The sequence below is a fragment of the Halobaculum sp. MBLA0147 genome (genome assembly GCF_041361345.1).
Classification (GTDB): Archaea; Halobacteriota; Halobacteria; order Halobacteriales; family Haloferacaceae; genus JAHENP01.
Genome location: NZ_JBGKAD010000002.1, coordinates 302,762 through 324,038 on the forward strand (window position 1 = coordinate 302,762; position 21,277 = coordinate 324,038).

Genomic DNA, 21,277 nt, shown 5'->3' on the forward strand with positions numbered 1-21,277 from the left:
GACCGTTCTTTCCCCGTACAAGTACACCTCGCACGTCGAAGAGATCGAGCACGACGAAACGCGTCTCACATCCGCTGAGACGGACCACATACTTTTGTGTGGGTGAGAGGACGACCCGACAGACGATGCCGCGTAACCTGTCGATCGGTCTCGTAGTCGTTCTGCTGGTCACCGTCCTCGCAGGGTGCGGCGCGCAGCCGCCGACGGTTCGGTTCGCCGAGGTCGGGGACAACGAGTCGATCGCCGACGAGACGTCCGACGCACTCGAGTCGGTCGCACCGCCACTCCGACCGATCGTCACCGACGACGAGACAGTGTACTCCTCGCTGGAGTACTCGACTGAGGATGGACAGACAGTGTCGCACAACGGCACGTACTACACCACCGAGAAGACGCGAGCCGGTGTCCAGACGGTCACCGTCGTGACGGTCACCGCCGAGTCCACCGCTGACTCACCAGACTACTCACTCGACACGCTCTCGCGTCGAGACGAGGCACTATTCAAACGGACACTTCGATCGGGTGAGACCCCCTCGAACGCCTCCATCGTGTACACACCACGCCAGGTCGACGACTCCGTGATCGTCGGGTCGGACTCACCCGTCGTGATCGGCACACCGACCGAGACGTTCGTCTTCGATGTCACCAAGACGGAGACAGAGACGCGGCCACGCTACCGCTACACTGCGACACAGATCGCCAACTCGACCGACGAGTACGTCGCCTATCTCTATCGAAATAAACTCGTTCGACTCGACTTCGAGAACAACAGTGCTGTCAACCAGGCGATCGGGGAGGAAGCGTACTACGGGGACACCGAGGACTTCGCCGAACTGAACCGATCACTCCCTCGCGAGCGAGCACTCGTGCACACTAGCTACTCGGGCCGGTGGCTGGTGACGTACAACGGCACAACCTACTACGCGAGGTTGTCCTTCTTCAACTAGGAGTCTCGCCTACTTCTGGGATCGGTGGGTTCTTCGGACTCGTTCGCTCTCGACACGCTGTCGATAGGTATACGTCGAGTACCGACGACCTGCCCACCGTGCCCTCCAGACGCGAGACGATCGCGAGTGTCGCTGGTGTCGTGACGCTAACTGCCGGCTGTAGCGGTGACGACGACCCGCCCGTCCGGTGTTCCAGTCGCGGGGTGGCGAGCGAGTCAGAGCACCTGCGACAGGTCGCCGTACTCCGCGGCGACGAACGGGTGGCTCTCGGGGTGGTCGTCTCGAGACAGGCCGCGCGCGACGACAGGTTCCACGCGATCCGCATCCGAGACGCAGCGGACGAACTCGTCGCCTCGATTCCACTCTTCGCCAATCGGGATATGAGCCGTCTTGAGCATAGCGACTACGGTATCCTCACCGAGGGAAGCGGGGAACTCTACGCAGTATCACTTGGACGTCCGCCGGTCCACGGCGAGTTCACGGTCGCGTTGGTCGACACCGACGGAGAACCGCTCGCTACCTCGACCGAACAGTTCAATTGCTACACCGCCACGCTGTAGCCATCACGTTGGAACGGTCGGGCCGGGACGGCGAACTCGCTCGGCGGTGAACGGGGTGAGGTGCGGCGAGTGGTGTAGCCGACCGTGACCCTTCGGTACTTCCACGCGCGCCAGTCACCTCGTGGACCCAGCGTTCGACCGAGCTGTACGGCAGTACAACATCGGAGAGATCTCTGTACGCCCGTACACAGGTGTTTCGGGGCGCGAACGGTGCAGACGGCACTATACCCACTGCTCGACACGACACTGTCGATGACACGGCGCGACATCGGTCGAGAGGACGCACGAACCGACGAGATCGACCGCGGTGCGGAGGATGAGCCACACGGTGCTCTCGGGTACCGGGAGGGTGCACGATGAGTACCGCCTCCGATCGAGGGCTCTCGGCCGCCGTTCCGGATCGTGCGACGGCTCGGGCGGTGCTCGCGGCACTCGGACTCGCCGTCGGCGGGCTCGTCGCGGGCATCGCGGGGGTGTTCACCTTCTCGACGATTCGGGAAGCCGTCGGGATCGCCGGCACACCGGTCGGTGACGCCTTCGGCAGTGGGATTCAGCTCGGCTTCGGTGCACTCGCTCTCGTGTTCCTCGCGGTCGCGGACGACCCGCGACGCTACGTCGGGATTCGGTGGCCGACACTGGAAGACGTCGGCTGGACGCTCGCGACGCCGGTCGCGATCACACTCGTCGGCTGGACCTTCCTCGCGATCCAGTCGGCACTCGGCGTCGAGACCGGTTCGCACGCGGGCTCGGAGGGTATCCTCGACGTCGGTGTCGTCTTCGCGGAGCAGCCGATCGTCTGGGTGCTGGTGCTCGGGTGGCTGTTCCTGGTCGCGGCACCGATGGAGGAACTCCTCTACCGTGGCATCGTCCAGGGACGAGTCCGACCGCACCTCGGGACCGCCGGGACGGTTCTCGTGGCCGCTGCCGCGTTCGGACTGATGCACGCACTGCCAGTGGTGTTCGGCGGTGTCGCCGAGGCGTCGCTCGCGTTCCTCCGCACCGCGATCGGCGGAGTCGTCTGGGGGTACGCCTACGAGCGGACGCGGAACCTCGCCGTGACGGCCGTCGCGCACGCGTCTGTGTGGGTCGTGAACTACGAGGTGGTGCTCTCGCTCGTCTGACCCGCGGACGACGAGCGGTTTCCACGACCGCGACTCGACGGGACTTCCGTCGCGCCGTCGCCACGACGGCGCGTCCGGGACGAGACCCCGTCCAGCTTCGGTTAGAGCCGTTCCCAGACCGACCGGAGCGTGGCCGCCGGACCGTCGACGAACTCGCGGAGCTTGGGCACGAGATCGTACTTCACGCTGCGAGCGGCGAGAATACCGAGTCCGATGGCCAACGCCGACCCGCCGAACACGAGTGAGACGAACGCGATCGCGCCGTCGACTCCCGGCGGCACGGTGCCGAACGGGACGGGGACCAGCAGGACACCCGGGAGCGCGAGCGCGGTCCCGATCTTCAACGCCAACTCCGATCGACGCTTCCACGCGGAGGGGTCGCCGGCGGCCGCCAGTTCGGCCGCGGCGGCACTCTCCACCTCCTCGCGCGTCCGGAGGTCGATCGACTCGAGCGTCCGCTCCTCGCGCTCGGTGTCGACCTCGTCGACGCGCTCGCGTGCTCGCTCGATCACGGCCGCTCGTTCGACGCCGTGGATCTCCCGGAGTCGCTCGTGGACGACCAGCATCGCGGCGAGAGAGCGTTCCACCGTCTCCTCGTCGGTGTCCTCGAAGGCCGCCGCCAGTTCGTCGTCGGGGTAGGCGACGAGGTGGTCGAAGTCCCGGACGCCTGCAGACAGCCGCTGGCGGACGCGCTGGCGACCACGGCGCCGCTTCGCGCCGTCGACGCTCTCGAAGTCTTCGGGAACCCGCTCACGCTGCGTGTTGGTCAGTAGCGACGCCGGGTCGTCGGCCATACGCGTCGTGTGGGAGCACGAGCACAAAAAGCCCGGAGCGGGATCACGGCACGGGCAAACGGTCGGCACCGATCGCGCGACGCCACGAGACGTGCCGGCGGCGGTCGTGTGACTCCACGAGATGTGCCGGCGGGGAGAGTGAGGCGACGACGGCCCACGTCAGAGTGGGCGCGTCACCGCACCAACTGTTCCGTATCGACACGAGTGGCTGCGACGTACGCCGCGGCGCCGAGACACGCGAGGAGTCCGCAGACGACGGCACCGACGAGCACTGCCGAGTGACTGGTCCCGACACCGACACGTCGCGGGACGGAGACGACGAGCACCAGAACGGCGAACGAGAGTGCCGTACCCACCCGTGGTCGACGGACTCTGAGGTAGAGGAGCGTGACCAGCGCCGCCAGCGGGAGCATCGCCGCGCCGACGACCGCGACGGGAGCCACAACCTGCCAGACGGCCAGTCCCGGTGTCGTGACCCACAGTCCGGCCGCGACGATCGACGCTGCCGCCGTCCCCCACAGCGCGACGGGAGCGGCTCTCACGACCAGCAACGTCGGGAACGAGACCGGGTAGACGAGCAGCCGGCGGTAGACGCCGGCGAGAGAGTCTTCGATCGCCGTGTACGCTCCGAGGAGGAAGACGACGGTCGTCGCGGCGAACGTCGAGACGACACCGACGTACCCCGCCACGGCGAGTGGACCACCCAGTGCCGGACGGAGCGACACGATCGGATTCTGGAGTGTCAACGACACACCGAGGAGGAGTGAGATACCGATCCCGGGCTGCCACAGTTCACCGCACTCGTTCGCGACCTGTCGGAGTACACGCACTCGTGATCACCCAACGACGAGTCGTTCGAGGTCGAGGCCGATCAGTGCGACGGCCGCGACCCCGTACGAGACGACGACCGCCGCGACACCGCCGAGCGCGAGCGTGACCGGTGACGCCGACACCGCGAGGGGTCCGAGCCGCGAGAGGACGACGCCTCCGGACACGACGGCGAACACTACGACGGTACCGATCCGCGGGTCGTCGATCCAGAGGTACCAGAGCGTGACGAGTACCGCGACCGGGACGACGGCGACGCCGACGACGGCGACCGCCGCGAGCACCGTCACGAGACGCAGTCTCGGCAGCGAGTAGTACGCGACGCCTCCGAGTACGAGCGCGGCGCCAGTACCACACACTGCGACGGGCAGCGTCTTGACGAGCAGGAGTCGAGAGAACGAGACGGGGTAGACGAGCAGCCGGTGGTAGACGTTCTCGGCGTCGTCCTCGACGGCCGCGTACGCACTCGACAGGAAGACGACGAACGCTGCTCCGAACGCCGGCACCGCGACGGCGTACACGGTGACGAGCCACGCTGGCCCACCGGCGGCCACCGCCCGTGTGACGACTCGATCCGGCCGCTGTACGAGGAAGACACCGACGAGTACGACTGCGAGTCCGGCACTCACACGCCAGACGTTCCGGAGTTCGACCCACAACTGCCGTCCGACGTTCACGACTGGTCCTCCGGCGTCAACGCGAAGTACAACGCTTCCAAGTCGATCTGTTCGACGTCCTGCGAGTCGACCAGGTCCCCCGACCCAGCGGGTTCGGTGTCACCGGAGCCGGCCGCCGCACCGTCGGGCCAGTACAACTCGACCCCCGGTGCGACCCGTTCGCCTGCGAGCTCGGACTGTCGATCTCGGACGACCTGTAGTGAGTCGTCGAGTCTCGTCTCGAGAACTGTCCGGCCGTCACGGACGATACCGACGCGATCACAGACGCGCTGGACGTCCGACAGTGCGTGCGAACTGAACAGGATCGACCGATCGGACGACTCCACGAGCTGCAACACGGTCTCGCGTGACTCCGGGTCCAGGCCCGAGACGGGTTCGTCCAAGACGAGCACGTCCGGGTCCGAGAGCAACGCGTCGGCGATCGACACCTTCCGTTTCATTCCCTTCGAGAGGGTGTCGAACGGCTCGCTCGCGACGGACGGGTCGAGACGGACTCGGTCGAGACACGACTCGATCCTGGCCGGCGGGAGTTCGTGCACGTGACACGTCACGAGCAGGTTGTCTCGCACGGTCCACGACGGCTTGAGCGTCTCGCTCTCGAAGACGACACCGACCTCTCGCAAGGCGTCGTCTCCCGGGGGTTCGCCGAGGAGGCGGACTCGGCCCTCGTCTGGCTGTCGGAGTCCGAGGATCGTCTCGATCGTCGTCGTCTTGCCCGCACCGTTGGGGCCGAGCAACCCGTACACGTCGCCCTCTCGGAGTGTGAGTGACACGTCCCGCAACACATCGACACCGTCGATCGCCTTCGAGACGCCGGTCACCGAGACGACCGGCTCTCCCGACACTCGTCGGCCGTCGACAGTGGTGTCCGATCGCATCGTCGTGTCTGATCGTTGGCTCGTGTCCGTCGATCTGTCTCGGTGTTCGACCTCTGCCGGTGGCTGCGCTCGCTCGCGTCGCCGCTCGGCACCCGTCTCGTGAGGGTCGACCGTCGTGGTCGACGACCACCCCTCGTCGCGAGTGCCGAGTGGTCGTCGGGTCGGCGGTACGGCCGACTGCGTAATGTACGTTGTGTGGTTCGTGACGGCGCAGTGATCGCCGTGTCGTGTTCTCGGTCGTCGACTCGGTCGCCCACCGTCCGAGACGTGGCTTCAGCCGCTGAAGCCGCTGCTTCCGATTGTTGTCCCCTCGACTCGTGTGCGTAGGTACGGATGACCCGATCGACCGAGACGACTGCGGAACGGGAGACGACAGAACCGAGCACCACCACTGGTGAGACGAGCGACGACGGGGTGACCGGAGTCGTCGGCACACTCCTGTGGAACGATACGGAGTCACGTCCGCGTGCACCGGTTCGAGTCCTCGGGGTGTACGTGGCCTCGTTCGTCGGCATATTCCTCCTCCCCGGTCTCCTGCTGACCGGGATCTCACTCCCTCCCTCGGTGAACGGTGCCGCGACCAACCTCGTCGCTGCCGGGGTCGCGCTGGCTATCGTCGTCGTCTCTGCGAAGTACGTCGACGGGCGAACGCTGGCGGCGTACGGACTGGCTCGGTCGCCGGCGACGGTTCGAGACTTCCTCGCCGGAGGGCTCGTCGGCACACTCGGGGCGGCGACGACACTGTCGGTGAGCCTCGTCGCCGGCTGGGCGACGGTCGCCGCGGTGTTTTCGCCGGGGACCGGCTCGACCACGTCGCCGTTCGGTCTCGCGATGCTCGGATACGTCTGCCAGTGGCTGTTCGTCGCGTTCTGGGAGGAGCTGATCTTCCGTGGGCTGATCACGACGTACACCGTCGAGGGACTCCGGGACCGTCTGTCGGATCGGCGGGCACTCGTCGGAGGCGTCGTCGTGGCAGCGGTGATCTTCAGTGCCGGTCACTTCCCGCAGTCGGCGGCAGCGTTCCTCCACAGGGCTATCTTGGGTGCCGTCCTCGGAGCCGCGTACGTCTGGACGGGGTCACTGGCGCTCCCAGTCGGACTCCACTTCGCGGTGAACTTCACACAGAACAACGTCTTCGGCCAAGCGGCCGCCGCCGACGGAGCGTCGGTGCTCCCGATGGTGATCCGCCCGACGTTCACCGGGCCAGAGTGGGCGGTGGGGCTGTACGGCGTGGTCAACGTCGCCGGCGGTCTCCTCCTGCTCGTCGCCGTCGCCGGGTACGTGGTCGTCGTCCACGAGAGTCTCGGTGACCGGCTCCCGTCGACTCTCTGATACCTCGACCGGACCGTTCGACGGCCGACAGCGACGACACGACACCTCCGCGACGAGCGTCAGTCGTCGGCCGTCGCCGGTGCCCGTCCGACGTCGGGATCGGGCGACGAGTCGGCGAGTCGTTCCCACCCGTCGACGGCCACGATCACGACCACAACTACCACCGCCGCGACCGGCGGTGCGAACTCGGCGAGGCGTTCGACGCCGCCAGGAGCCGTGTCTGCCGGGACGATCAGTGGGCCCCAGTTGTGTGCGGCGTGCATGACGAGTGCCAACGCGAGACCGCCGCTGGTCTTGTTGTAGATCCACGCGAGGAGCACGGAGAACGCGACGATCTCGACGAGGTAGATCGTGAAGCCCTCCACGCTCGACAGGTACCGCTGGAAGTCGAACACGGCGAAGAACGTGGAGTGCCAGAGCACCCACGCGAGACCGGTGACGACGGCGGCCGTGCCGGCAGCGTACTCCCGCTGGAGTCGCGGCTGCATGAAGCCACGCCACCCGAACTCCTCGAGTCCGCCCGCCAACAACAGAACGACCAGGAAACTCACGACGAAAGAGACGGGGGATACGTTGAGCAGTTTCACGTCGACTCCACTGGCGACGTAGACGACGGCACCTGCAGAGTTGAACAGGATCGGCACCGTGAGCGCCACGAGGTAGTACCGTGGTGCGTGCCGGAGTCGTCTCACCTGTCCCAGCAGGTCACGGACACTGGCGTCCGACAGTCCGGCCGTCACCAAGGCCCCGACGAGTGGCCCCCACGCACGAACCACGATGGCGAGCGTCGGGGGGGAGCGTCCGTAGAGACTGTACGCGATGGCATCGGCGCCGAGCGACCAACCGAACGTGACGAGCAGAAACGTCACGATCGGGTGACGTTTCACGGCGTCAGTGATCGTTGACATCGTTGTGACTCGTCGTAGATCACCGACGGGCATAGTACGACATCGGTGTCTGTGGGCCCGCCACCTCGGAGGAAGATTTATTACTCTCCTCGGAGTTCCGCACAGTCTCGACGAGTGTAACCCGACCGAACCTTCATGCCGTGTGGTAGAGAGAGGGTGAACGATGAGTGAGTCGAGTCCACTCGACGGGATTCTCAGAGGGAGCGACGACACGCGCCTCCGGGCGACGTGGCGGGTCGTCGCCGCGACGGTCGCTTTCCTCGCGGTGTTCGTCCCACTGGTCGTCGTCGTTCGAGCAGCTCCGGTCCCCAAGCTGATCAGGAACGCACACGTGATCCTCCCGGCGGCTGCCGGCACTGCCGCGGTCGTCGTCGCCGCGAAGCGGCTCGAAGGCAGATCTGTCGCTGCCCAGGGGTTCTCGTTCGACCGCCAGTGGTGGGTCGACTTCGTCGGTGGGGTCGGTCTCGGCGTCCTCGCACAGTGTGTCATCCACGGACTGTGGGTCGCGACGGGAGCAGCCACCGTCGTCGAGACACTCTCCACGGGTGTCGTCTCTGGCGCCGCAGTCGTGGTCCCAGTCGTCGGGGCAGCGATCGGGTACCTCGGTATCGGTCTCTGGGAGGAGGCGCTGTACCGCGGTGTGCTCGTCCGAAACGGTGTCGACGGACTCGTCGCGCGTGGGCTCACCCCCCGAACGGCAGTGCTCGGTGTCGTCGTCGGCGGTGCCGTGCTCTTCGGCGTCCCGCACGTCTTCGTCCCGGCGGCGGGTGCCTCGGCGACCTTCGCGGCGGTCCAAGGTGTCGTCGCGGTCGTCTACTACACGGCCGCGTACGTGCTGACGGAACAGCTCGCCTTGCCCGTGGGGCTCCACTTCTCGATGAACTTCATGACCGGCGCCGTGTTCCCGGCCGCAGACAGTGGCGTGCCAGCACTCGTACGCTTCGATCGAAGCTTCACCGGTGATCCGTCCGTCGTCGGCGTAATGGTAGTCGCGACGGTGCTGCTCACGCTCGCTGTCGCCGCGTGGGTCCGGCTCACCCGAGGCGAGGTCTCGGTTCGCGAGTGTTTCGGAACCGACGCTCCACCGACGGGCACGGCCGTTCGAGGTGATACCGACGACTGAGCCGACGGCCGTGGCAGTTCACCACGAGCCCAGCAGGTGTGTCCTCACGAGGTACTCGCCGGAGGCCACGGCGAGGAGACCGATCAGCGACGCTGGCCCGACGACGAACAACCAGAACAACAGGAAGATCACGGGACCGCCCTCGCCCCCGAGCATAGCGAACGCGTCGACTGTGAACGTCGTCAGACCGAACACCCAGGCGACCGCGGTCGACAACCGATAGCGCACGAACGCGACGACGGCCGCACACCACTGGCCCAACAGGAGGAGCCCGACGGCGGTGAGTGGAACGAAGACCAACACGAATCCCAGGAGTTCGGGATCCAGCCGCCGCCAGAAGAGGAGTCGAATCACGAGCCAGAACCCCACGAGGGTCCCTGCGTACGCCACACCACCCACGGCGGCGAGCCGTCGGAAGCCAACACCACTCCGACGGGCGACGACGAGACCGACGGTCACGACGAGCGCGACGAGCACTGCCACACCGACCGTCGATACCCGCCCGCCGAAAGCAGGACGCGACGAGACTTGCAGGAGGCTACTCGACACGGGAACCACACCCGGTGTGGTGTGGGACTCGACAAACGCTTTCTGGTGGAGTTCACTGCTGGACCCCGACCCCGTCGTGCGAGACTGGGGAGTCGTCCCGAAGTCCGTCGCGCCGGCGACATCCCGATCCGTCGGTGGGTTCGGAGACACTCCCCGTCGATTCAAGTGGTCGTACCGAGAGGCGTGGCTCGTGTCCCTCCCGCGCCCGACTGTGGCCGTCGCTGTCGTCTTCCTGCTCGGTGTACCACTCGTCGCCGCACCGTTCGCGGTGCCGACACCCGACTCGTCACGGACCTACGACGCAGTGGCCGTCGATCCGTCGGTGGACACTGCCGTGGTCACACGGAGAACCGACGTTCGCAACCTCACGGCACTCGCCGACACCGAGACGAGTCGGCAGACGCTCGACCGAGCCGTCGACGGCGAGACGGTGAGGGTCGGTACTGCCGACGCGGAACTGTCCAGTCTCGACGACGCGGCTGGGTACGCCGTCTACCGAGGGAACTACTACCGGCTTCGAGCCCGCCAGACGGGTTCGTCAGACACGGGTGACCCCGGAACCGGTGAGTCCGGAGCAGACGACACCGGAACGGACGCGTCGACTACTACGCAGACGCCGGCAGTCGACAGTTCGGCGTTCGAACCGTTCACGCTGACGCTGCGTCCCGTCTCTGGAGCGGCCGTCCTCGCAGAGCTGGCGGTCCCCTACGACGAGACAGACCCTGCGACCCGTCGGATCGTCGACGAGGGGGAGGGTGTCGTCGAGGCGACCGACGGCGACGCGCCGGTCGTCGTTGGCGCCGAGCGCGTTCCGTCGGTCGTCGTTCGTGACGACACGTACTACGTACTCGATCGGACGAACGAACTCGCCCCGATCACCGACTTCGTCGGGTTCTTCCTCCACCGGACGGTGCTCCCCGCACTCCAGCGACTCGGCGTGACGTACGTCGGCCTCGCAGTCGGTGTGTACGGGCTGACCGCCGCACGTGGTCGTTCCGATCCGGTGACCGAACGGACTGCACTGGGCGCCGTCGGTGGTCTCACGCTGCTCCAACTCGCCGTCGCGGCCGGACAGGCCAGTGCCGTCTCGGTCGGGGCGCCGACGGCCACGTCGACGGCTGCCCCGATCGTCGGGTCACTCCCGCCGACGGTCGGTCGTGCCGGCCTCGCCCTCCTGATCGGAGCCGTCGCCGCGATCTCGACGCTCCCAGTCTCCGGGACGCTCCTCGTCGGAACGAGTTGGCGTCGACACGGGTTCGGCCGGCGCGTGGCACTCGCAGCCGCCGGCGTGTTCGGTGCACTTCTCCTGCACGCGGTGCTCGCCGCCGCGATGGCGGGGACGATTCTGCCGGCAGTGTTCACGACCTTCGTCGGCGGACTCGGACTGGCGACTGGACTCCCGGTCGCTCTCTTGGGGTACACCCACGCGTCCGACACGGCCGTCGCAGACAGTGTGTGAGCTCTCTGCGCCGGTGGGGATTCGGACGACGGAGGGACGCCAGCGGGGTCACGACCTCACGCGACGGCGACCGACGGCAGCGACGAGGAGGAGGGCCGGAGCGGCAGCGAGGTAGGCGACGGGCACACCGGCGGCGACCGTCGCCGGACGAGCGCCGACGAAGTCCAGCGGGGCGACTCCGTTGACGGGGCCGAGGTACCACGCGACGACGAGTGCGGTCTCGAACACGCGCGGGCGACCGGTCCAGACGCCACTCGCGAGTGCCGCCGCCGGGAGCGCACACACGCCACCGAGCAGTCCCAGAAGCGCCCCCATCTGTCCGAGGAGCGCGACACGGATGGCCGCCGGAGAGGCGACGACGGCGACGACGGCGACGCCCGAGAGGTAGGTCGGGACGAGGAGTCGCACCGGCGAGGCGGTCGTGAACAGCAGCGTCGCGGTGTCGTGTCTCCGTGCGCGACTCCCGAGCCCGGACAGGGCCGGGAGTGCGACCAGCGTCCCGAGGGGGACGACGGCCGTTCGAGCGATCCCGATCGGGGCGACGGCCGCGGCGACGACGACGGCGGCGAGGGCGAGGTACCACGCCCGCCGCCGTCGGAACGCCATCCGGAGTTCGGCGGTCGTCGCCGTCACGAGGCCGAAACGGCCGACCTCGACCGACGCGAGTCGATCGACTGCGTCGTCGACGAGCGGTTCGGCGGTGCCCGATCGAGCCCGCTCGGGCGACGACTCGTTCGTCGGTGCCCGTTCGGCCGGCCGTGACTCGCTCGGTGGTGACGAGTCGGCCGATCGCGACTCCGACCGCGAGCGGTCCGTCGGTCCGTCCGTGGTGTCGTCACTCCCGAGCGACGGGAGCGTGACCCCGGCGTCCGGATCGAACCGGTCGAAGGACACGACGGCGACACCAGAGAGCGCGAGTGCGACCCCGACGAGTCCCGCTCGCTCGGCGAGTCGTGGCAGCGTCCACTCGACACCCGTCCACCGGAACGCCGTCGTCGCCTCGCCGGCCGAGACGTAGGCGAATCCCGTCGCCGCGCCCGCGGCGTCCGGGTACTGCGCGGTGACGGCGGTCGACATGCTCGCCTGGAGGACCGAGACACCGGTCGGGTCGAACGGGAGCGTCCCCTCGACACCCAACCCGACGACGACGATCGCACTCAGGACGTACGACGCGGTCCCGGCAGTCCCACGCAGCGGTCCGATCACCTCGGTGAGCACCGCCGCGGCGGCGACGACCGAGAGCGACGGCAGTGTGATCAGAACGAACGGAGCCAGGAGGGCGATCGGATCGAACGGGCCGGTACCCCCCACGAGGAACGCCGCCGTCGTCGCGGCCGCGAGGACGGCCGTGACGACCGCGAGCGCGGCGCCAGCGGAGAGGACCTTCCCGAACACGTACGCACTGCTCGACAGCGGCGCGGTTCCCAGCAGGGTCGCCACACCCGTCTCGCGGTCGTGTGTCACGCCACCGCGGGCGAGCGGGAACCCGAAGACGAAGAGGACGGTCGTGGCGAGGCCACAGACGGTCGCGCCGTACCAGGCGGCCGTCCCGACGCCGGTGAACCCGTCACCGACGACGAGTTGGCCGTCGACGACGATCAGCTTCCCGAGGTAGGCGGTGAGCACCCCCGCGACGAGGAGTGTCGGGGTGCGCGTCCGCCGGCGGAGGTCCGCGAGGGCGACCGCGAGCGCCGCCCGGACCACTACGGAGCCACCTCCGGCGCGACACCGATCCGGTCCGTCTCGACCTCGTGGAGGTACGCATCCTCCAGCGTCGGGTCGACGGAGCGCGCGTCGGCGGTCGGTCGCTCCGCCGAGAGGACACGCAGGTGCACTCCGTCACTCCGGCGTGTCGTACTCGCGACGGTGTACTCGCGTCCGATCTCGTCGACCGCAGACTCCGGAACGACGACCTCCCAGACGTAGTCCTCGACCCGATCCAGCAACGCACCGGGGGTCGTGTGTGCGACCAACTCGCCGTCGTCGAGCAGCGCGACCTCGTCGGCGGTCGCCTCCACGTCCGGGACGATGTGTGTCGAGAGGATCACGATCCGATCTGCGGCCAACGCGCCGAGGAGTCGTCGGAATCGGGCGCGCTCCGTCGGGTCCAACCCGACCGTCGGCTCGTCGACGATCAACAACTCCGGGTCCGTCAGGAGTGCCTGTGCGATCCCGACACGTCGACGCATCCCGCCGGAGAATCCCCCGAGACGCTCGTCGGCCGCCGCCGAGAGGTTCACCACGTCGAGGAGATCGTCGATCCGGTCGCCCGGAGACGACAGCCCGCGCACGGCGGCGAGGTACCGTAGGAACTCCCGGGCCGTCAGTCGCGGGTAGACGCCGAACTCTTGGGGGAGGTAGCCGACTGCCTCGCGCATCACGGTCGGCTCCTCGATCACGTCCGTCCCGTTCCAGCGGACGGTCCCCGCCGTCGGCTCGGTGAACGTCGTGACGATCTGCATCAACGTCGACTTGCCGGCACCGTTCGGGCCCAGCAAGCCGACGACACCCGGCTCTACCTCCAGTGTCACGTCGTGGAGTGCCCACGTGTCGCCGTACTGTTTCCCGAGGCCGTCGAGTTCCAACTTCACACTGTCACCTCGTTCCGACGGAGTTCTCGTCGATCCCGTCCGGTTCGACTGTCGTCTGTGTCACCACACGATCACCAACGTCCGACGGCAATTAAGGGGTCGTAGCAGCGCGTTACTGTAACTGGGCCGACAGGTTCGAGTGTGTCGGTCGCGTCTCTCCACCCGTGACGGGTTCGAACCGTTCGCTGGCCGACGGTGGCGACGGCCGCGACCACGACTACGACGACCACGCTCCACTGACGGACGTGTTCGACCTCGTCGGCCACGAGACACGGACGGCGATCGTCGCAACACTCGGGGAGTACGACCGGACGGAGTCGGACGGGAGTGGGTTGTCGTTCTCGACACTCCGCGAGCGGGTCGGCCACGACGACCCGGGGAACTTCAACTACCACCTCCAGCGTCTGGTCGGCGGGCCGGTCGAGAAGACGGACGCGGGGTACACCCTCTCGCGCGTCGGTCACCGACTGCTCGCTGTGGTGGTCTCCGACCGGTTCGATCCGGAGACAGACACCGACCTCCGTGCGACGACCGACTGTCCCGTGTGTGGCGACTCTGCTCCGGTGCGGTACACGGACGGGTGTCTCGAGGTCGAGTGTTCGACTCACAGTGCGACACTCGACGTGGGCTCGGCGTTCGTCGATCGCGTCGGCGTGTCTCGAGCGTACGCGACCGGGTACTGGGACGGCGTTCTGGACTGTAGTTCGTTCCGACGCGGGATCTGTCGGCTCTGTGAGGGGCGTACCGACGGCGGCCTCGTCGAGCGAGGAGACGGAGTGCGATTCGAGGCAATCTGTCGACAGTGTGGACACCGGATCACTCACGTTCCTGCCGGCTGTGTCCTCGATCACCCGGCGGTCGTCGCACTCTGTTGGGATCACGATGTCGACGTACGCGAGGATGCGGCGCGACTGACCGCCGACCACGCGGACAGCGAGGTCGTGCAGACCGATCCACTCCGCGTCGACGTGCGCGTCACGGTCGGCGACGACTCCGTCGTCGTCACGCTCGACGATGACGCGACGGTGTGTGGTGTCGTCGAGTGAGGGACGCGAGGAATCACCTTCCGAGTTCGGACGCCACAGAAACCCGCCTGTACCGTCCCACACCGAGCGGTCGGGGTCGAGTGTTCTCCCTCGTGCTTCCAAGTCTGAAACACGTGCCCCCGGTTTATACCGCGTGAAACAGTGTGACCGGTGTGCGCGATGTCGTTCCGAGTGGGCGAACCGTCGCGGCCGTCCTGCTCGCGGTCGTCGGCGTCGGGTGTCTGCTGGCGTTCCCGACCACGGCGAGCGGTGTGAACCTGACCGTCGAGGCGACCGAGATCCAACCCGCCGACGACGCGGGCGCACTCGCCAACGTGAGTGTGAACGTGACGAACCTCGACGAGCGACTGGGCCGCCCCGTCGATCCGGTCACGCGAGCGGCGCAGACGGGGTCGTTCGACGGACGGGTCGACGAGTCGCTCTCCGAGCGACTCGCGGATGTCGACACGGAGTACGTCGTCTACGAGGGCCGTTACTACCGCTGGAAGGCGACGCTGCGTTCGGACCCGACCGGTGCGCGCATCCGGATGTCCAGTGTCGACCCGGAGACGGTCGCGGCGGCCGTCGCGACGCCGTACGCCGAGGCACCGCCACAGGCGCAGCGAGCGATCGACACCGGCTCCGCGACCGGCGGCGAGGTCACGAACGGCGTCTTCGTCCGCGACGGCACGTACTACGCGGTCCGGCCGGCGAACGCCGGCCAGGTCTTCGGCGTGCTCCTCACGAGCGCCGGGAGTCTCGCACTGTCGCTGGTCGGCGCCGGCTACGCCGCGGTCGGACTCGGACTCACCGTGCTTCGCGTTCGCGACCCGACGCCACGACCGGCGACAGTCCGGCGAGCGGGGGCCATCGCCGTCGGCGCCGTCCCGCTCGGACTCGCCGCCGCGACCTCCGAGTCGGTGGCGGCACTCGTGGCGATTCCCGGCGTCGGCGCGGTCGTCGCGACGGGACTCGTCGCGGGTGTGCTCGCACACCAGTCTCGGTGGGGGCTGCTCGTCGCCCTGTCCGTCGGCGTCGGTGTCGGAGGTGTCGCCGTCTCGTTCCTGGTAGCAGGGGGGATCGGGTTGTTCGCCGGAGTCCTCGCCGTCCCGTCCGCCGTCGTGGCCGGTGTCGTCCCGTTCGTCTACGGCACCGTCTTCGGCGCGGACACGACGTGACAAGATCGATACACCGATACCCCGACAGATACCAGCCACACAGACACTCCGACCGACATGAGCGACCGTCCCGGCCTCCCCCCGACTGCCACCGAGTTCGCCCCGACGGCGGCCGCGAATCTCGTTCCGCTGGTCGGTGTCCTGACACTCGGCTGGGACGCCGACACACTCACTCTCGTCTACGCCGTCGAACTCGTCGTCGCGATCCTGTTCGCGGTGCCGAAGTCGCTGTTCGCCCAGCAGCCGCCGGAGTACGACTCCGAGGAGGAGTCTGGTGAAGCCACGTACACGTGGTCGTCGTCGCCGACACCCGCGCCGAAACCCGAGGCGAGTGCGCTCGAACGGCGGGTCGGCAGCCTCTCTCTCGTCGAGTGGCTCCCGCCAGTGTACCCCCGGAGTGTCCCGTTCCTCTCGACGTGGTTCGACGCCGTGGTGTTCCTCACGCTCGTCCTGGCGGGGTTTCTGATCGCGACACTCGATCCACTGACGCTCCTCGGCGACCGAACGGTTCTCGTGAGTGTCGGGTCGCTCGTCGCCTCGCACGGCGTCGCGTTCGTGGGTGGCTACCTCGGACGGCGACGCTACGAGACGGTCACGCCGAAGAGCGTCGCCGCAGTCCCGCTGCAGGAGGCGTCGATCGTCGCCGCGGTCGTGGTCGTCGGCGCGCGACTCGCGACGGCGGATCTGTTGGCCGTCGTCGTCCTCGCGAAGCTCCTCGTCGAGTGGGAGCGGTTCCGCGGCGAGGACGGGGTCTTCGGCTGGTTCGGCGACGGCGACGATCACGACGGTCCGACGGCGGCGACACTCCTCGACACCGACCCGTCGACGGAACTGCCGGACGGAGAGCCGTCTGTGACGATCCGTCCGGATCGACGCGCCGTCGTCGTCACGGGACTACTGCGAGCGGCCAATCGACTCCTCGTCCGAATCCCGCTGTTGGCGTTCGTCTGGATCGTCTCGGTCGGGGCGTGGGAACTCCCGTGGGTCGGCGTCACCGTCGCCGTGTTCGGGCTCGCCCCACTCGTGTGGTGTACGCTCTGGACAGTCGAGTACACACTCGCTCACGGGTGGGTCGTGTACCGGCGGTACGGTGACACGGTCGTCGTGTCCGACGAACTGGTCGACGCCGTCCAGTGGACGGCTCCGGTCGGTGCGTTCCGCGACGTGACACTCCGCGACGAACACCTCGCCGATCGCGTCTACGACACGCGGACGATCGCTCTCACGCCGACTGTGGCGGATCACGAGTGGGTCGCCGCCCACCTGCGGGCGGCACCCGACGCCGTGGACGCGTTCGAGCTCCCGCTGGCGGAGACCACGGTCGACCCACTCGACCGTCGCGTCGTCTGGACGACGGTCTGTCTGGTCGCCGTCGTTGCCGTCGCGGTCGGACTCGGCGTCTTCGTCGTCCCCGTCGGCTCGGTCCCGAGGCTGGCGCTCGTCACGTTCGGTGTCCCGTTCGCCCTCCTCTCACTCCAGGTCGTCTGGAACCGTGCGTACTCGGGGTGAGCGGTCGGTCGGCTCCTCTCCGGTGTGGTCTCGACCCGACACCCGTCTCTGCCACTCGGCGTGTCTCGCCGTCCGAGACACGACCAGAACCGACTTGTCGGCCGCCGACCAGGGAGTCACCGTGAGCGCCCTCGCCGGGACGCGGCACGGGACACGCTGGGTCCGCGTCGGCATCGCGGCACTCGTGATCGGGCTCCTCGCCGTCGTGCTCCTCACGACCGAAGTGGCGTTGCTCGCGGTCGTCGCGACGGGACTGTTGCGACTCGGTGGAGCCGTCGTGACGACTCTCGGAGCCGGTCCCGTGACCGGTCTCGTCGCCGCGACGCTCGGCTGTCTCTCGGTGTTCTGGGTCGTCGGTGCCGTCCACCGTGCGGCGAGCCGATCCGACGACGGGTTCGAGTTCGCACCACAGCTCCTCACCTACGCGTACGTCGCTCTGTTCGGTGCGTCGGTGTGGCTCGCGTGGACGTTGTTCCGACGACTGAGCGTGCCGCAGTGGGCACAGATTCTGGTCGGGATTCTCGCCATCGCGTCCTTCTACCCGGCGTTGGCCTACAAGCTCCAGCAACTCGACGTCGAGACGGAGATCGAGACGGAGACCGACCCGTTCTGGCGCGAGTCGTCAGACACGGACGACGAGAGTGCCTCCGAGCACATCTCGACGTTCGAGGGGCGAGAACACGGGCGAGACCTCGCCACCGGTGCCGCGTTCCTGCGAGCGGTCTGGCGAACTGGGACGGCACCGATCCGCGACCTGACCCGCCGAGCCGGGTGGCTCGGACCCCTCTGTCTCGGAGCCGTGGCACTCGTCGCGCTCGGTAGCCTCTGGCTCGCCGCGCGTCGCGGTGACACCGCGGCGCTGTACCGTCCGGTGGCGGTCGCAGTCGCTCTGCTGGCCACGAGCGCACACGTCGGAGGAGACCTCCACGCCGAACTGATGGAGAGCACGATCCTCGCCGAACTCGACGAGCGGTTCGACCGGGATCGACCGGCCGGTGGAAGGACGGACACCGGCACGACCAGCGGCCCGTCGAACGCCGACGCGACCGGTTCGTCGTCGGGCACGAGCGACGACACCGGCGGACCGAGTGTCGAGGCGCGACTGACACGGCTCGCCGGACAGGCGTCGGTTCCGACACCCGACCTGCGGATCCTCGACACGCGGCGTCCAGTCGCGGCCACGGTCGGCTACCGGGTGTCGGACGCGACGGTGGTGGTGTCGACCGGACTCGTCGACGCGCTCGACGAGGCGGAACTCGAGGCGGTGTTGGCCCACGAGGTGGCACACGTCGCCAACCGAGACGCTGCGGTCCTGACGGCGCTGTCGTTCCCACGCGTCGCGGCACGTCGCGTGTTCCAGCAGTACACACTCAACCCGCTGCTCGTCGTGTTCGCGCTGGTCACTGGGACGACGAGTCGACTGTGTGTCGCCGTCGTCGCTCGGGCGCGTGAGTACGCCGCAGACGACGGCGCGGTCGCGATCACCGGCGATCCCGCCGCACTCGCGAGCGCACTCGCGACGCTCGACGACACCGTAGATCGGCAGACGACGGCGGACCTGCGAGCCGTGGCCGCGTTCTCGATCGTTCCACCGGCCTGGGAACCCCACCGGTTCTTCGACCGGACGCGGCGACTCGTCCAGCGTGGGCTCTTCGGAACCCACCCGAGTACGAGTGAGCGGATCGAACGACTCCACGAGCGGACTCGCGAGTTCGAGCGTGAGACGTGATCTCGGGCGGTGTCGAGTCACCAGTCGACACCCGTTCGTCCGGCTACGACCGACGGCGGAGTCGACGGACGGTATCGACGAACTCGCTCGCCGTCGCCGCGTCGGGCGCGACGCGCCGGCGAACTGCGGGGTACGGCACCAGCGTCCCGACTTGGAGCCGGTCGCCGTCCGCGTCGACGCCGTCGAGACCACGCCACGGGAGGTGGACCGCGGTGCCGGCGCTCGACTCGAGAACGACGCCACTGTCGAGTGCGTAGCAGCGTCCGTCCGGATCACTACGTGCGGCGACCGAGAGCGCCACGCTGACGCCCATCGACAGCCCGAGGTCCCACCCCCAGAGCACAGCCACCACTGCGGTCCCGACCACCCCGACGAGCCCACCGACAGTGAGGTGCCAGCGGTTCGACGTGGTCACTACGACGCGGTCGTGACACGACTCCGTCTCTGTCCGGTACCGTGCGTGTCTGGTCGCGCCGTAGCTCCCCACGACACCCGCCGCGGCGACGACGAGCAACCCGAGTGCGTCCTCGACGGGTGGACCGCCACCGATCCGCGCGAGTACCGCGGTGGCGATCGGCCCCGACCCCGTCACGACGACGAGAGGGAGCGTGAGACGGCGTCGCACGACTGTCTCGACGACGCCCGTGACGAACTCCGACAGCAGCCAGACGGCGCCACCGACGAGTCCGGTGACCGCGACGACGCCCCAGACGGTCGTCGCCGGCGGGATCGGCAGGTCGAGGAGAGCGGTCTCGGCCCACGTGATCGGGAGGCGTGGGAGCGACCACGCGACGAAGAGCCCACAGAGTAGGCCGATCGCGACCGCGAGTCCGTCCGGTCGAGGGAGTCGCAACGTGGAGGGGATCGTCGGCACGAACGGGCGATAGGACGACGACCGTCAAGAATCCCGGCGACGTGTGTCTCGCCGTCGAGTCGACACTGTGTGTCGGACAGTGCTTGAGGCGCACGCCAGGTGCCTCGCAGTGTCCGGTGCGGTGCGCGTGTCCGCGAGACGGCGGTCGTGGTTTGAAGTCGTGGCCGTGTATCTCTCGACCCGTGTCGCGGACACTCTCGGATGCGGTCGCGGAGCGACTGACGATCCGTGCGCTGACGGAGACGACGCTCGCGCTCGGCGTCCTCTGGGTGGTACTCGACCCGTCGCCGCTGCAGTTCGTCACGATGCTCGTCTCGGTAGGTGTCGTCGCGGCGACGGACGTGGTCGGTGACGCCTACGACCTCCGGGAGTCGGTCCGACACGCCGGTCTCGGCGTGTACGCGCTGCTCGGCGGGCTCGGGATGGTGGTGCTCCCGGGGACGACACTCGTCGAGGCGTCGGCCGACGCGACGGGACCAGAGGCACTCGCAGTTCCCGTACTGTTCCTGCTCGCTGGGCTGTGGTTCGTCGTCGACGCCGTCCAGACCGCTCGGCACCTCGGCGCGACACGCGACACGCTGGACGGCCGAGCAGTGTACCGCGAACACGTCCGACACCGCGTCCGTGAGGCGCTCGCGGAGCGACCGCGGACTCGTCGCGAACTGCTCGAAGCACTCGACGCCGACCCCGAGGACGTGACGACGGCCGTCCAGACACTCCGCGACCGCGGTGTCGTCACCCGCTCGGGGTCGGAGCTCCGCCTCCCTACCGAGAGCAGAGACGAGGGCCGTCTGGACCGCCTCCGAGACCGACTCGTGGCCGTCGGTCGTCGACTCGCACGCCCCATCAGCCTCGAACGAGGCCACCCGACCGCAGAGTCCGACGACACTAGCTCGTCGACGGACCGAACTGCGCCGTCGGCTGACGCCGACGGGACCGACTCGTCGTCCAACGGGACCGATTCGTCGTCCGATGTGGCCGATTCGTCGGTCGACGGCGCCAGCCAGTCGGCCGACGACGCCGACGCCCCCGCGGACGGCGACCCCTCGACGGCGAACGGCGGAGACGACGATCGAGAGCGAGCGTCCCGCTGACGGGACCGCGTCACCCACTCGCTAGCGCCGCCAGTCGGGCGAGGCAGACGGCCAGGACGGACGTTGACTCGGGCGACGCCGTCGGCGACCGATCAGGGCGA

At 68.3% G+C, this 21,277-nt stretch carries 21 protein-coding genes; 12 read left to right on the forward strand and 9 right to left on the reverse strand.

The features are described from left to right. The first annotated feature begins 125 nt into the window (after positions 1-125). The 4 genes from RYH80_RS15790 to RYH80_RS15805 all read left to right on the forward strand — a co-directional run bounded on the left by RYH80_RS15790 (position 126) and on the right by RYH80_RS15805 (position 2,628). Positions 126-947, forward strand: coding sequence for a hypothetical protein (locus RYH80_RS15790; protein WP_370904978.1), 822 nt, complete (start codon positions 126-128; stop codon positions 945-947). Between the two features lie 98 nt (positions 948-1,045). After that, positions 1,046-1,507 (forward strand): hypothetical protein, encoded by a 462-nt coding sequence (locus RYH80_RS15795; RefSeq protein WP_370904979.1) that lies wholly within the window; start codon positions 1,046-1,048, stop codon positions 1,505-1,507. 210 nt (positions 1,508-1,717) lie between these two features. Beyond that, entirely contained in the window at positions 1,718-1,867 is a 150-nt protein-coding gene (locus RYH80_RS15800; RefSeq protein ID WP_370904980.1) for a hypothetical protein, read from the forward strand. Further along, the gene (locus RYH80_RS15805; RefSeq protein ID WP_370904981.1) at positions 1,864-2,628 is read left to right on the forward strand and encodes a CPBP family intramembrane glutamic endopeptidase; all 765 of its coding nucleotides are present in this window, start codon (positions 1,864-1,866) and stop codon (positions 2,626-2,628) included. Before RYH80_RS15800 ends, RYH80_RS15805 begins: the two co-directional genes overlap by 4 nt. A gap of 101 nt (positions 2,629-2,729) precedes the next feature. Here RYH80_RS15805 and RYH80_RS15810 read toward each other — a convergent pair whose 3' ends face one another. The 4 genes from RYH80_RS15810 to RYH80_RS15825 form a co-directional block, all read right to left on the reverse strand. Then, positions 2,730-3,422 carry an ABC transporter permease gene (locus RYH80_RS15810; protein ID WP_370904982.1) on the reverse strand — a complete coding sequence of 231 codons (693 nt, stop codon included), beginning with the start codon at positions 3,420-3,422 and terminating at the stop codon, positions 2,730-2,732. A 173-nt stretch (positions 3,423-3,595) separates the two neighbouring features. Further along, positions 3,596-4,111: a hypothetical protein gene (locus RYH80_RS15815; protein WP_370904983.1), complete on the reverse strand. Its 516-nt coding sequence runs from the start codon at positions 4,109-4,111 to the stop codon at positions 3,596-3,598. A gap of 147 nt (positions 4,112-4,258) precedes the next feature. Beyond that, positions 4,259-4,927, reverse strand: coding sequence for a hypothetical protein (locus RYH80_RS15820; RefSeq protein WP_370904984.1), 669 nt, complete (start codon positions 4,925-4,927; stop codon positions 4,259-4,261). Next, complete coding sequence (locus RYH80_RS15825) at positions 4,924-5,805, reverse strand: ABC transporter ATP-binding protein (RefSeq protein ID WP_370904985.1); 882 nt, start codon at positions 5,803-5,805, stop codon at positions 4,924-4,926. Before RYH80_RS15825 ends, RYH80_RS15820 begins: the two co-directional genes overlap by 4 nt. Positions 5,806-6,138: 333 nt before the next feature. Here RYH80_RS15825 and RYH80_RS15830 point away from each other — a divergent pair, with 333 nt between their 5' ends. Further along, positions 6,139-7,137: a CPBP family intramembrane glutamic endopeptidase gene (locus tag RYH80_RS15830; RefSeq protein ID WP_370904986.1), complete on the forward strand. Its 999-nt coding sequence runs from the start codon at positions 6,139-6,141 to the stop codon at positions 7,135-7,137. A gap of 59 nt (positions 7,138-7,196) precedes the next feature. Here RYH80_RS15830 and RYH80_RS15835 read toward each other — a convergent pair whose 3' ends face one another. Beyond that, a complete protein-coding gene (locus RYH80_RS15835) occupies positions 7,197-8,045 on the reverse strand; it encodes a CPBP family intramembrane glutamic endopeptidase (protein WP_370904987.1) in 849 nt (282 codons plus the stop codon). Positions 8,046-8,208: 163 nt separating this feature from the next. Here RYH80_RS15835 and RYH80_RS15840 point away from each other — a divergent pair, with 163 nt between their 5' ends. Continuing rightward, positions 8,209-9,168, forward strand: coding sequence for a CPBP family glutamic-type intramembrane protease (locus RYH80_RS15840; RefSeq protein ID WP_370904988.1), 960 nt, complete (start codon positions 8,209-8,211; stop codon positions 9,166-9,168). An 18-nt stretch (positions 9,169-9,186) separates the two neighbouring features. On the opposite strand, the gene RYH80_RS15845 is transcribed toward RYH80_RS15840, so the two are convergent. After that, entirely contained in the window at positions 9,187-9,651 is a 465-nt protein-coding gene (locus tag RYH80_RS15845; RefSeq protein ID WP_370904989.1) for a hypothetical protein, read from the reverse strand. 256 nt (positions 9,652-9,907) lie between these two features. Here RYH80_RS15845 and RYH80_RS15850 point away from each other — a divergent pair, with 256 nt between their 5' ends. Then, on the forward strand, positions 9,908-11,176 hold the full coding sequence (locus tag RYH80_RS15850) for a DUF8127 domain-containing protein (protein ID WP_370904990.1): 1,269 nt from the start codon (positions 9,908-9,910) through the stop codon (positions 11,174-11,176). A 48-nt stretch (positions 11,177-11,224) separates the two neighbouring features. Here the strand turns inward: RYH80_RS15850 and RYH80_RS15855 are convergent, their stop codons facing one another. Together RYH80_RS15855 and RYH80_RS15860 are read right to left on the reverse strand one after the other, a co-directional pair. Next, on the reverse strand, positions 11,225-12,880 hold the full coding sequence (locus RYH80_RS15855; protein WP_370904991.1) for a hypothetical protein: 1,656 nt from the start codon (positions 12,878-12,880) through the stop codon (positions 11,225-11,227). Then, positions 12,880-13,767, reverse strand: coding sequence for an ABC transporter ATP-binding protein (locus tag RYH80_RS15860; protein WP_370904992.1), 888 nt, complete (start codon positions 13,765-13,767; stop codon positions 12,880-12,882). Before RYH80_RS15860 ends, RYH80_RS15855 begins: the two co-directional genes overlap by 1 nt. Positions 13,768-13,931: 164 nt before the next feature. Between RYH80_RS15860 and RYH80_RS15865 the strand changes: the two genes are divergently transcribed. The 4 genes from RYH80_RS15865 to RYH80_RS15880 all read left to right on the forward strand — a co-directional run bounded on the left by RYH80_RS15865 (position 13,932) and on the right by RYH80_RS15880 (position 19,208). Further along, positions 13,932-14,813 (forward strand): DUF7351 domain-containing protein, encoded by an 882-nt coding sequence (locus tag RYH80_RS15865; protein ID WP_370904993.1) that lies wholly within the window; start codon positions 13,932-13,934, stop codon positions 14,811-14,813. A gap of 152 nt (positions 14,814-14,965) precedes the next feature. Continuing rightward, entirely contained in the window at positions 14,966-15,970 is a 1,005-nt protein-coding gene (locus RYH80_RS15870; RefSeq protein WP_370904994.1) for a DUF8127 domain-containing protein, read from the forward strand. Between the two features lie 57 nt (positions 15,971-16,027). Beyond that, positions 16,028-17,479: a DUF6498-containing protein gene (locus RYH80_RS15875; protein ID WP_370904995.1), complete on the forward strand. Its 1,452-nt coding sequence runs from the start codon at positions 16,028-16,030 to the stop codon at positions 17,477-17,479. Positions 17,480-17,600: 121 nt separating this feature from the next. Further along, a complete protein-coding gene (locus RYH80_RS15880; RefSeq protein WP_370904996.1) occupies positions 17,601-19,208 on the forward strand; it encodes a M48 family metallopeptidase in 1,608 nt (535 codons plus the stop codon). 43 nt (positions 19,209-19,251) lie between these two features. Here the strand turns inward: RYH80_RS15880 and RYH80_RS15885 are convergent, their stop codons facing one another. Next, the gene (locus RYH80_RS15885; RefSeq protein ID WP_370904997.1) at positions 19,252-20,082 is read right to left on the reverse strand and encodes a hypothetical protein; all 831 of its coding nucleotides are present in this window, start codon (positions 20,080-20,082) and stop codon (positions 19,252-19,254) included. A gap of 182 nt (positions 20,083-20,264) precedes the next feature. On the opposite strand from RYH80_RS15885, the gene RYH80_RS15890 reads away from it, so the two are divergent. Further along, complete coding sequence (locus RYH80_RS15890; protein ID WP_370904998.1) at positions 20,265-21,176, forward strand: hypothetical protein; 912 nt, start codon at positions 20,265-20,267, stop codon at positions 21,174-21,176. Positions 21,177-21,277 lie beyond the last annotated feature (101 nt).

What these genes read in the sequence shown, in the direction of transcription:
- RYH80_RS15790 (WP_370904978.1), top strand. Translation starts at nt 126, where the DNA reads ATGCCGCGTAACCTGTCGATCGGTCTCGTAGTCGTTCTGCTGGTCACC.
- RYH80_RS15805 (WP_370904981.1), top strand. Translation starts at nt 1,864, where the DNA reads ATGAGTACCGCCTCCGATCGAGGGCTCTCGGCCGCCGTTCCGGATCGT.
- RYH80_RS15810 (WP_370904982.1), bottom strand. Translation starts at nt 3,422, where the DNA reads ATGGCCGACGACCCGGCGTCGCTACTGACCAACACGCAGCGTGAGCGG.
- RYH80_RS15825 (WP_370904985.1), bottom strand. Translation starts at nt 5,805, where the DNA reads ATGCGATCGGACACCACTGTCGACGGCCGACGAGTGTCGGGAGAGCCG.
- RYH80_RS15830 (WP_370904986.1), top strand. Translation starts at nt 6,139, where the DNA reads ATGACCCGATCGACCGAGACGACTGCGGAACGGGAGACGACAGAACCG.
- RYH80_RS15835 (WP_370904987.1), bottom strand. Translation starts at nt 8,045, where the DNA reads ATGTCAACGATCACTGACGCCGTGAAACGTCACCCGATCGTGACGTTT.
- RYH80_RS15840 (WP_370904988.1), top strand. Translation starts at nt 8,209, where the DNA reads ATGAGTGAGTCGAGTCCACTCGACGGGATTCTCAGAGGGAGCGACGAC.
- RYH80_RS15875 (WP_370904995.1), top strand. Translation starts at nt 16,028, where the DNA reads ATGAGCGACCGTCCCGGCCTCCCCCCGACTGCCACCGAGTTCGCCCCG.